Origin of the sequence: Arthrospira sp. PCC 8006, assembly GCF_046480465.1 — a bacterium.
Taxonomy (GTDB): domain Bacteria; phylum Cyanobacteriota; class Cyanobacteriia; order Cyanobacteriales; family Microcoleaceae; genus Limnospira; species Limnospira platensis.
The window spans coordinates 1-10,946 of the sequence record NZ_PKGG01000182.1; the positions used below are offsets into that span (position 1 = coordinate 1).

Genomic DNA, 10,946 nt, shown 5'->3' on the forward strand with positions numbered 1-10,946 from the left:
ACTAAGGAAATCTGAATGTTCCGACTTGAACCACCGTCATAAGAAGGTAGCGAAACAGGTTGACACGCTGCGCTCAAAAGAGCAAGGGGAAAAGTAGGGGTTTCTCTTTACTACCTACACAGACCTTTAAAATTACCCCGGTGGACAGGACAAGTCTAAAGATGGAATGCCCGTATAAACGGAACGTTTAAACCCCTTTTAGGCTCTCGGCAGGATGTACCTGCACAGTAGTGAAAAGTGTAAGCGTATACCTTTAAGGGGAAAGGATGTGGCTGAAAGCTAATGCCTAACTGTAATGGTTAGGATATGCCCACTAGCCACGGTGTGGATATAGAGACCGCGACAATTAAGAGTTTTATGACGAGTGCGAGTTTAAAGACTACGAGGTTGTATATAGCTCCTAAAGTTGAGGTTACAAAGCGGGGGGTCGTAGCCCTGTTCCTACTGACAAATAGGGTATCTACATCAGGAGCCGTGTGCTGGGAAACTCGCAAGCACGGTTTTCAATTGGAGTTGGGGAAGGTGACTTCTCTTTCGACCATAACACAGTCAGGCTAGGAGCCGTATGAGGTGAAAGTCTCACGTACGGTTTTGTATGGGAGGGGGAGATGGCGACATCTCTCTCGACCCCTACTCAGTTCGAGGAAGGTATGGAAGAGCAGAGAGAGGATATTAAGGGTTGCCAGTAAAGAGGAAAGATGCTGCTTACCATGGCCGAAATTGTGTTCCAGATTGTAGCCCTTGGTCTTGAGGGTGTTGTGGTTTTCATTTTCCACCTTCCACCGGGTTCGCCCTGCCAGCACGACTTCTGCGACATTTTCCTCACTGAGGGGATAATTCGTAGCAAAGGCATTGTGATAGCTCACCTGGCCATCGGCAGTGGTGACGGTGAGTTCGCACCAGTTGACCAACAGGGCATCATCACTGTCTCTGAGGGGCACGGCGTTGAGATAGCGGTAGGTATAGGTTTCCTCGACTTTCCCGGTCCAACCAAGGGTTGTGACTGTGGGTAGCTCAATGCCATCAAGGTGTTCATGGAGGGTGGTGTGGGACTCCTGACGACAGACGAGGATGAAGTTGAGTTGGTGCTTTAGAAATTGCTCACACAAGGGTTGGTGACAATACAGGTCATCCCCTAAGACCGTAACGTTCCATCTACTGATACGTTCCCCTTGCCGCGATAATCACCGTTTGGCTGCCGCCGTCTCACAGTCCTGCTTGTCATGACCATCTTGGGGCACGATAAATTCAGGAACCAAGGGAATCAGATGCTTTTGTCCTGGACAAACGATGACCGCAGTCACCACCCCATGGAAGTAATGGGTTGCCCCAGACTTATAGGTGCGTGTCGAGCACTGGGGGCAGTGGATTTTCTCCGAACTCAAATATTCAGTCCCATCCAACGCCACTAACAGACTGTTGGCAATAGAACGGAATTTTACCAACTGCCCCTGGACTTCGAGCACCGGCAAGATATCCTCAAAGACCGGAAAGATGTGGTCTGGTGACACTGTCGCCCAAAAATCCCGGATGTGGTTGTCGCCGGGAATTTGATGAACCCCAAACAAGCTTTGAGCATTGCTCTTGCCTTTGTTGCCTTCCATCGTGCGTTGATAGGCAAGGAATGATGGGGTTTGAGTGAAGAACACACTAAACGCGCGATTGGCTGCGTCTTCCATCCCATAGTGGCTATTCTTACCAGTAGGCTTGTCCGGTAACGAGGACAAACGCTGGCGAAAAGAACTGACGATTGTGTCAAACAACTCATGTTTTTCCAACGGCTCTGACCCTATTGGCTCTTGGATGTCCTTACAGTACCCCATTTTCCGTCCTTGAGTCGCTTTTTTCTCAAATGAGAATTGCTGATATCATCCAATGCCTATTGACATATAGGTGTCAGCTGATCTATAATGGAGAGGTTTGAGTACAACGGGATGTAGCGCAGCTTGGTAGCGCGCCTGCTTTGGGAGCAGGATGTCGCAGGTTCAAATCCTGTCATCCCGATTTAACTTAAACCCTTATCCTGACTACTATCGCGGGAATTGCTTTAACCCGATAGTCGTACCTAATTACTCAGATATTACTCACAATCTAGTCCTAGCACAGGAAAATAATTCTGTCAATAGGATGATTACTCAGTCAATAAGCACAACTTAATCAATCTGTCAAATACCCATACCACCCCCCAACCAAACACCGATAGGGTAACTCCCTTGTGATACCCGTCAATAGCAAGCCTATCGGTTCGTTCCTCACCATTGACTGCTATCACGTCGGTCGCACCCCCAAGAGTGTTTGTTCCGGTTGGGGGGGAGGATATGTTTCAAAATCAACCACGACAACAGCAGAAGATAATTCCCCAAGCTATCAAAGATACACCTATCAATGTACAAAGATATCAGACCGCCTTTCAGTATCAGATTATGAAAGTATGGTGGCGATCGCTCGCAAGGTTATCTATGGGTCTGATTCATAATCTCCGGTGAGGGGAAACTATGAACTATCATCTACCGGAACCAACCCGATACCCCTAAACAACTTTTCAACTGGTGACAATTACCGAGCAGAAACCGATACCAACATAATCAGTTCACCCCCAAAATCTTAGCCGTAGGTTGTAGGTAAAGCTATCTGTTGGGGGTAACTTAGTTCTGGGTAATATCTGGACATGATAGGGTAGGCATTCATATTTTAGAAGTTACATAATGTATTTACATTATGTAAATGAAAAAATACATAGACACCCCCTGCAGTTAGAAACCATAGGGGGCCATTTAAGTTATTGGGGTAGCTGTTAGCTGTTAGCTGTTAGGGTTTACGCTTGTTTAGGGTTACACCGATAAAACATAGCTATAGCAGCTTGTTGAATCTTTTCGTTGGTAGTCTGGTCAGATTTTCCGATATAGATGTGATGGTTGATTTTACCGTCCCAGCCCTTCAGGTTCCAGTACGCGAAATTGTTGATAGATGTTTTTTTGCAAGCCGTAAACCTTTTGCCGTTTAACTCAACAGAGAATGACTTGTTTTTTCTCAGGTAGTCAAACCATTCGGGTGTATCTAGTTCTACACAAGTTCCACCGGGGCCCTGTAGAAAATTGCTGAAATTTCCAGTATGTAGGCTGATTACTGGTAATAACTTAGGCATTGAAGTCACCCCCCATAAAGATATCGCTACTGTAACCATTGCCACTAAAGTCGGACATAAATGATACTGGTTGAATAACTGTCTCTTGAGACGATACCCATTTTTTCTGTACCGTCATAAAATCAACAGCGGCGTTATGAGCTATTTCGGCTAATTTCATCCTGGTATCTTGGTTAGCGTAGGGGATATATCGTGACATCATTTGAGCGTAAATATCACGTGCTAATTCCGCGATCACCATTAACCTTGCTTGTTCTTAGTTCATGGTTTTGTGTTTCCTGTTTTGACGAAATTATTTAACTTACTTGAGGATTTATGGCATGATTAAAACTCATCGTCATTTTCTTATTCGTATTGCTTGATTTTTTAGTCCAACAATTAATTGATTGCTGTAATCAAGGAATTGTGCATAACCAGAAAAGTGCTTTCAAGCTCCAACAGACGACATTCATCAAATTGTGTAAGACAATCGGCAAGTTCTACAGCGTCCAATATAGAGACTAGCTTGCTGCTTAACCTATCACTAAGATAGGTATTTGGGTTAAGTAGTTTACCCAAGTCAATTGTCATGGTTTTATCCTATTAGTGTGTTGTTTGCCGTAGTTTACCGTCATCGCGGACGGGTATTTACTGGACTTTATCTATTAAGTGCTTTGTGTAATTCAGTTCCTTAATCAGCAATTGCTTTTTAAGTTCAGTAATGGTTAATTCTTTTTCGCAATCATCTAGTATTGACTTTAATGTAGCCAAACCATCTTCTTTATTAATGTTGTAAACTAAACTGTCTACCATAGTATTAAACTTCACAAACATCTGATTGTTGATATCTGCCATCATTGTGTTATTCTCCTAGGTCAATGAACTAATTGGAAGTCAAATGATTTGCTTCCACAGGTTTTTACCGTTGACATTAATCATGTGATATCCTCTGTTTTTCATGAAATTGGTTAATTCATTAACAGTAACCCTTGAATCTAAATAACCATCATTTTTGGCGGTTTCTATGGCTATCTTCAGAGTCTTAGGATCAATGTCTGTAAATGGTTCGATTAATTCAGGAAAACCTGCTTTTGTGGCTGGCTTATTTTGCTTAGTTTTGCTCTCAATACTTGGAGCGATAAAATGGTCTAAGAATTGTTCTGTTCCGCTAGATACTGCGAATATTTTGGTTTCTGCTAATTCCCAGTAACGGTTAAATGCTTTGATTTAATTATCTATTGATGTTTTGTATATCATTGAATGAGTAGCAATTACATCAATGGATAATCTGTAGTTAGCTATATCTTGTTTCCTTTTTTGTAGTCCTCTTTTGGTTTTAGCGTAATTAGTGCAATTATTCATATCTCTCCAAAAAATTTCTAAGCGAGATGATATATTACCAAGATTTATATCCTCAATATCCGAAAGTTCTGACAATTCAAATTGATTCCCTGCAGATTCTTAACTTGTCATTGATTGTCTCTTTTTAAACCACATAGGAAACATCCTTATTTTAAGTTCGTTAAGTTCCCAAAACGTCCATAAAGGATGTATTGAGTTAATTACTTTTAAAGCGAAAGCATTAAAAATCATGTTGTGACCGGGTGTTTGGCTGCTAATTGTTATTCGACTATTTTTCCTGTTTAAGACTTTAAACAGTGAAAGCATATTTTCATTTTCAATTAATAAATTGGGGGGTGATATCTTCCCATACCAATATAAAATTTTTCTCAAATTCACATTGAAGGGGGTCATAAAAGCGTTCGTGTTGTATCTTGTTTCTCAGTGAAGCAAATGTGCTGTTAGCTAACACTGTGTCGGTGCGATACAGTGAAGCCGCAATAGTAGCTATCTGTGACTTTCCAGTACCACTAGACCCCCAAAGGAACAGGATTCCTGCTGTACTCATAAGGGTTACTGGAGACGCTATAAACGAGGTTACAATAGGGAATTGGATATCAGGATATGGCAGAACACAGACAGCCCTACACACCGATTCTATCTGTTTACCTAAATTGCCATCCGTGATTATTTCGTCAAGTTCAGATGACATTTGGCTTCTGATTAGCCTATAATCGATATAGTCGTCGGACATGGTACACTCCTATCGCTCTTGTATTGCTGACATGGTATGGTGGTTATCCCCCCTAAAATTTTAGGGGGGATTATTTGTGACTACATTAATCGCAGTAACTCAATTAAAGCTATCAAGACATCAGAATCAAGTTTTTTAACCTTGTTATAAAGGCTATCAAAGCTAGGGTCACAATCCAAAACCTTAGCCCCTTCTGTTAGCCTTTCTTCAAAGGTTTTGTATTTCGGTTTACCACCAAAGCCACCATTTTTTGGGTTTTGGATTCAATGAAAGCGTCAATATCAGCGATAGAGTAATTAGCTACCCGTTCATCAAATTCTTCTATATCCTCAATATAGAAGATATTAGAAATGTCAGAGTTGAAATTATCATCTCCGATATTTCCTTCTAATATCCTGTTAGAAGGTATGACTGATGATTGCCCTAAGTTTATTGTTGCTGTAAACATCACAGAACCGTCTGTAAGCATTGCGTCACTTTCTATTATTTTAAGCAATGCAAGTTCTAGCATTGTAGGGGTGTATTATCGTTTTTTGCCGTTATATTCAGTCTCGTATTTTTCAATAAAAAACCTGACAGCTAATAATTCTTCATCACCTTTGGAATAACTCCAATCCCTATCATTGAAGTTAGCAAAATCACCTGATACACCTTTCCCGAATATCCATAGGTGAGGTAAATTAATTCGGATGCTTGACTAATCACTAGGAATGTGCCTGATTCTCCAGATTTAACTGCACTACAAAACGCGAATTTATCGTCATCTCTTTTACCGTAATATCCAATACTCATGATTACTCTTCCTTAGTTAATTGTTGATTGTTGATTGTGTTAGGTGATTTGATTCTGGCTGCAATTTGGCGACAACCATACCAAAACATTGGATTACCGGATAGCTGAACTCTAAACTGTGATTGTTTAGTTAGCTTAATAATTGCAGAGCCTTGATAATCACCACGTGGTCTGTAACTACCCATTACCTGATAGGTAATATTCTTGAATTCAGGTGTTTTGTGTTCCTCAATATGTGTCAAGACTTGATAAGCCACAATGATTGTATTTTGGTCAAATTTATGGGGTTTATAATGGCTTTGCACAAGTTCACCATTGAGGCTAAATATGCCTTTATAGTGTAGATTTATCACGGTTGCTGTTCTCCTATTAACTTAAATTATTGTGCTTTCAGATGTCGTTGGAACTCATCGATATTCATTAAATAAATACCTGGCCAACGATAAGACCTGTTCCGAGTGACAAACCAAATATCTTCAATCATTCCGGGATTAAGGTAATTAAGCAATTGCATCTTGAGTTTAAACTCGGTTGTTAGCGTTCCCTTTACTTCGATGTATTGGTTGAAAACTGGACTATAAAAGTCTGGCTTCCATGTAATTGACTTCCAATCATTACAGTGATCAACCAAAGTTAATCGGGGGTGTATTGATAGGTTGTCATCATACTTTTTGAGTAGGTGATACACCTTGCTCTCTAGCGTTGATGCAAAGTAATGGCCCTCATCATATTATCCTTTGGCGTGATACTTGTTAATCATCATTATTTACCTCCTCTTTATCGCCACCAGATTCAGCTTGATAAATCCTCCATTCTTCCCGGCAATATTCAAGTGCTTTATTGAGAATTTCCTCAATTTTATCTGGGCGTAATGGGATTAATTTTTTCATGATTTTTCCCACATAATAAGCCAGAAATTCATGGTAAAATTTAACGGCTGTTAATTGCCATTGAAGTTTTCCTCTTCCTGCATAGTTAGGAACCTTTATAGCAAACGACATTCCCATATACATCAACGGGTCAAGTTTAATATTCCTGAGATTTAACTGCACTTCTTTCCAGTGCTTTGATATCATGGTGATAGTCCTCGATGTTTGGTGTATTGGCTACCTTTTTACGGGTAGCCTTTTCTATTTCCCAATTAGACTGCTGTAATTAGACTGTTAGGGATTAACCCTGAAGCCAGACTGAAAATGGGTCAGGGTCGGTTGATAACTCAGGGATATCCGGGCCAACATGATTATCGGAGAGATTAAAAAAGTGACCCTCCAAGGCAGCGATATCGTCAGCAATAGCACCAGAAACTTTACGTGGCATCTTGACACCACCACCAAGTTTAATCAGAGTTAGAATAGCTTTAATGCTATTCTTTAACGCGATAATCTCAGAGTAGGTTAATTCCAGATTAAAGTCCTTTTCGTCCGTTACAGATGCAAACACTAACTTTTCTTTTAATGTGTAGATAGGTGATGTTTTGGGATATGGCAGATAAGGAACTACCTGGTCAAGAAATCCGGCAAAGTTGCTGAACCTTTTTAAGATTGCCAGATATTCACTAGGTGAGAGTCCATGTGTATCCTTGGTTTTTACGCTGTCTTTGTCAATCTGGTAAATAGCGGTATTTTGGTCTACTAATGTATTTTGGTTTTTACGCATCTGTCAGTTATTTTCAACTCATTGACAAAATCATTTTTAAAAAATACGATTGAGTTATTGAGTTGGAAATCACTGTTTTTAATATTTTTGGTTGTTTATGATTATTATTTTTAACCTAATTAATACTTATAAATAAATCAGAAATATCTAAGCCCAAAAAATAAAAGAATTATTGACTTTATACCATAATTGTGAAATGTTTAAATTATCGCCACATACAACTCAAACAAAAGACCACTATTTTTTTATATAGTGGTCAATTCTCTTTGTCTACTTTTTGGCGGTTTATTTTTTCTGACTCTTACTGCCAGGTGACTTAACAGGAGCATTAGCAGGAAGATCACCCTGTACTTGGTTTGGTGCTTCACTTCTCTCAACAGTTAATTCACCCAGGTTAGCTAGGGCCAGCCCATCGCTGCTAGGAATTCTGAACATACTGTTATAGGTTCTTAATGATGCTGGCTTGATAGTAAAATAGTGAGCAAATACATATAACAAGCCACTAACAGAAACGATAGGAGGTGCTTTAATACTGATAAATCTCAGTATTTTTTCGCCTACCCGTGTTTGGGTGTATTTACGCCAATAGCCAGGATTAACCGGGGCCTCAACAAAGAAACGAGTGTATTCAGCCTTCTTGTATGCTCTTACCCGACTGCCTTTTATGATATTACGTCTGTTAGTATTAGGCGTGGAAGTATTCCTAACAGGTGGTGTCCAAATGGTTAAGTTCCTGACGGCCGTTGGTTCATTAGATACTGACCCTCCACTTAAAACGTGGAGTCAAAGCATAGGCATAGGTACGCCTATTTTTGAAGTTGCATCTACTGGAACTTCAACTACTAGACTACGACCTAAATGTGAGCCTTTGGCTGTGGCTAACTTTTCTACCCAGTCTTCTTTGTCTCTGTTAAATGCGTCGCTTAAAGGCATAATAACTCTCTTGTTCTACATGATTTAAGTCAGGGTAGGTAAAACGATGATATTAGTGCCTACCCGATATCTATTAATCAACAAATAGCTCTGTAGCTATTACATCAATACTGCCGTCAGTAGGGTCTAAAACATCGTCTGTTGGAATTGACAATGAAACAGTTACGAGACCTGTAGCCATATTTCGGGTATAAGCAGTGACTACGGTTGCACCATCAGGATTATTACTTGCAGTCGATTGCATTCGTTGGGTTGGCTCAATAATTTCAAGTAATTGGTTTTCCAGTGTCGCAGCACCTAGCGTTTTCTTAGTAGCTATAATCTCACCTTGATTTTATTCAATACCTAGACTATAGCAGTGTATTTGCTGATTGTGGCTGCTATGGTTCTTTCAACAGAAGCTACATATATGTAGCAGCTTTTGAGTTAAACGCGACGGTACGCTACCAATACCAACATTACGCTAACTACCAGTTTAACCATGTCTAAGTATGTTCGTAATCTCTTTCATCGTGGATGATAGTTAGTGACTGATATGACTGAATGATTAGGTTGTAGTTGGGGGTTGATTTCCAGTTTTTAACTCTAACGATGTCCTCGTAGCTTTCCGTATGGCATTATCAACCCAACTAGGTTTTCTCTGGAAATGTAGAGGAATTTTGACTTGGGTTTTTCTAGGGTCTTGATACATCGCCAAGGCACTACTTTCACCTAAGTCGATTTTAGCTTGTTCAAATTTATCAATTAATTCCCAGTTAAGTATTTTCACTTCACTGATATACATTTTGCTCTCTTTGATTCTTTTCGCATTTTCCCTACCGCCAAAACCTTTCCTTTCCTCGAAGGTAATAGGATACACGATTTTAGCGTCAGTTAAATCAACTAATTGTTGACAGATATTTTCTGCCTCATTCTTACTAAATTCATTAATAAAAAACGCAAACTTTCTACCATTATTTATAGTGCAATTAACTTTAATATTTTCTTTAGTAAATGCTGACTGGGTTGAGTAAATATCCTTTGTAACCTATCCCATGTAATTTTATCCCTACTAACCGACGGTAACTCTATTTGAGTTTTTTGCAGTGTTGACCGCCTATTTTTAGTCCAATATGGAGGTTTTTCGTAGTTGTACAAAACCAAAGTTAACTGTATTTTAAGATTAGCTGACGTACTGATTTCCGGAAAATCACCTGACCCTACAAATTGCCCTATATCTCTATTTCCTAGTATTTCAGTTTGAGCCCAAGCATTAGTTACGTTTTCCGGTAAATTACGCAGGCTTGACACTAGTCTAAATCTTTATCCATTGTTTTTTATAACCGCGTTAACTAATTGTTGTTGTCTATTTTCTGCTATTCTTTGTAATGCCATATATTCATCTAAACCTTGAGCGACTAACACAATAGCCTCTTTACAGTTCTCGCTAAACTCATCCCCGAATTCCTCGGAACTGTCTTGGTTCCAAATAGTGTTAATATTTCCGTCATAGCTTTCTGGTAATTTCTCCCTAGCTTCCCTTCTCTGTTTACCGAAACTCCATTCTTCACCTTTTTCGTCACCCCACTTTTCAATCGTTCCTTTACCAGCAGTAACCATTGAAACAATAGCCGTTGCAAGTGTTGAAGGACTTTTATCTAAAAACATTTTAACAACCCGTCTACCGTGTTTAAATAACGTCCATGCTATTGCTTTCATAGCCATGTTAAATGACTGTTTAACGTATGAACCGACAGCTGTAGATACTTCCATAAGCATTTCATGCCCCTTGCTTAATGCTACATGCATAGCGGCCGCTTTATTGAGAAATGCAAGACCTGCTACTGGTAAAACACCACATACTAATTTCCCAGCCATATTACCTAAAAACCCAGCCGTGGTGGTTATAAATTGTCCGGCAATATTTTGGATGTTTCTATCAATATCACTATCGCTAATATTCCAATTAAAATTCCAAAAGCTGTCCCAATTAGAGGTAATAAATGTCGCTACTTTCTCAAAGCTAAAGTTAGATAAAAACTTAGTAATTCCTTCCCATAGCCAACCTCCAAAACTTTTGCCCATAATGTGCCAAACCAACCCGTAGATGTTCTCTGGGCTAAATTAACTTGTCTAACGCCATTCCTACCTATACTGCTACGGGTTTGACGGCTAGACAAGCTACGAGTACTCCTTAGCATTCTTGCACTTCTGGCAACCATTACAAAGTCCCTCTTAGTGGGTTATCGCCGTCAATCAATTCGGTTTCTATCTTGATATCAGGAAAGTCTTTTTTCAATAATTCTTGTACTTTTTTGGTTTCCTGTTCTCTGATATCGTCTTGTTTTTTCATTGAATCATATAACC

14 protein-coding genes, 1 tRNA gene and 2 pseudogenes are annotated in these 10,946 nt (G+C 39.7%); 2 read left to right on the forward strand and 15 right to left on the reverse strand.

Translation table 11 applies throughout. The features are described from left to right. Positions 1 to 554 precede the first annotated feature (554 nt). Positions 555 to 1,751 (reverse strand): annotated as a pseudogene (locus B9T16_RS20820) (transposase). 179 nt (positions 1,752 to 1,930) lie between these two features. On the opposite strand from B9T16_RS20820, the gene B9T16_RS20825 reads away from it, so the two are divergent. Both B9T16_RS20825 and B9T16_RS20830 read left to right on the forward strand, forming a co-directional pair. Next, positions 1,931 to 2,004: transfer RNA gene (locus B9T16_RS20825), tRNA-Pro, on the forward strand. A gap of 211 nt (positions 2,005 to 2,215) precedes the next feature. After that, a complete protein-coding gene (locus B9T16_RS20830) occupies positions 2,216 to 2,476 on the forward strand; it encodes a hypothetical protein (RefSeq protein ID WP_162097041.1) in 261 nt (86 codons plus the stop codon). A gap of 339 nt (positions 2,477 to 2,815) precedes the next feature. On the opposite strand, the gene B9T16_RS20835 is transcribed toward B9T16_RS20830, so the two are convergent. The 14 genes and pseudogenes from B9T16_RS20835 to B9T16_RS20900 all read right to left on the reverse strand — a co-directional run bounded on the left by B9T16_RS20835 (position 2,816) and on the right by B9T16_RS20900 (position 10,664). Further along, complete coding sequence (locus B9T16_RS20835) at positions 2,816 to 3,145, reverse strand: hypothetical protein (RefSeq protein ID WP_014276168.1); 330 nt, start codon at positions 3,143 to 3,145, stop codon at positions 2,816 to 2,818. Beyond that, on the reverse strand, positions 3,138 to 3,386 hold the full coding sequence (locus tag B9T16_RS20840; RefSeq protein WP_410245664.1) for a hypothetical protein: 249 nt from the start codon (positions 3,384 to 3,386) through the stop codon (positions 3,138 to 3,140). Before B9T16_RS20840 ends, B9T16_RS20835 begins: the two co-directional genes overlap by 8 nt. 137 nt (positions 3,387 to 3,523) lie before the next feature. Continuing rightward, positions 3,524 to 3,715 (reverse strand): hypothetical protein, encoded by a 192-nt coding sequence (locus B9T16_RS20845; protein WP_410245665.1) that lies wholly within the window; start codon positions 3,713 to 3,715, stop codon positions 3,524 to 3,526. A 57-nt stretch (positions 3,716 to 3,772) separates the two neighbouring features. Further along, complete coding sequence (locus tag B9T16_RS20850; RefSeq protein ID WP_006616304.1) at positions 3,773 to 3,982, reverse strand: hypothetical protein; 210 nt, start codon at positions 3,980 to 3,982, stop codon at positions 3,773 to 3,775. A gap of 36 nt (positions 3,983 to 4,018) precedes the next feature. After that, positions 4,019 to 5,219, reverse strand: a pseudogene (locus B9T16_RS20855) (hypothetical protein). Between the two features lie 196 nt (positions 5,220 to 5,415). Then, positions 5,416 to 5,730, reverse strand: coding sequence for a hypothetical protein (locus tag B9T16_RS20860; RefSeq protein ID WP_035736216.1), 315 nt, complete (start codon positions 5,728 to 5,730; stop codon positions 5,416 to 5,418). A gap of 68 nt (positions 5,731 to 5,798) precedes the next feature. Continuing rightward, a complete protein-coding gene (locus tag B9T16_RS20865; protein WP_410245666.1) occupies positions 5,799 to 6,011 on the reverse strand; it encodes a hypothetical protein in 213 nt (70 codons plus the stop codon). A 2-nt stretch (positions 6,012 to 6,013) separates the two neighbouring features. After that, positions 6,014 to 6,364, reverse strand: a complete 351-nt coding sequence (locus B9T16_RS20870; protein WP_410245667.1) for a hypothetical protein — start codon at positions 6,362 to 6,364, stop codon at positions 6,014 to 6,016. 26 nt (positions 6,365 to 6,390) lie between these two features. Next, positions 6,391 to 6,699, reverse strand: coding sequence for a hypothetical protein (locus B9T16_RS20875; RefSeq protein ID WP_410245668.1), 309 nt, complete (start codon positions 6,697 to 6,699; stop codon positions 6,391 to 6,393). 64 nt (positions 6,700 to 6,763) lie between these two features. After that, a complete protein-coding gene (locus tag B9T16_RS20880) occupies positions 6,764 to 7,087 on the reverse strand; it encodes a hypothetical protein (protein ID WP_410245669.1) in 324 nt (107 codons plus the stop codon). A gap of 94 nt (positions 7,088 to 7,181) precedes the next feature. After that, entirely contained in the window at positions 7,182 to 7,667 is a 486-nt protein-coding gene (locus B9T16_RS20885; RefSeq protein ID WP_006616325.1) for a hypothetical protein, read from the reverse strand. 1,006 nt (positions 7,668 to 8,673) lie between these two features. Beyond that, entirely contained in the window at positions 8,674 to 8,919 is a 246-nt protein-coding gene (locus B9T16_RS20890) for a hypothetical protein (protein WP_006622122.1), read from the reverse strand. A gap of 228 nt (positions 8,920 to 9,147) precedes the next feature. Further along, positions 9,148 to 9,459: a hypothetical protein gene (locus B9T16_RS20895; RefSeq protein ID WP_006616324.1), complete on the reverse strand. Its 312-nt coding sequence runs from the start codon at positions 9,457 to 9,459 to the stop codon at positions 9,148 to 9,150. A 443-nt stretch (positions 9,460 to 9,902) separates the two neighbouring features. Continuing rightward, positions 9,903 to 10,664, reverse strand: a complete 762-nt coding sequence (locus B9T16_RS20900) for a hypothetical protein (protein WP_410245670.1) — start codon at positions 10,662 to 10,664, stop codon at positions 9,903 to 9,905. Positions 10,665 to 10,946: the final 282 nt, after the last annotated feature.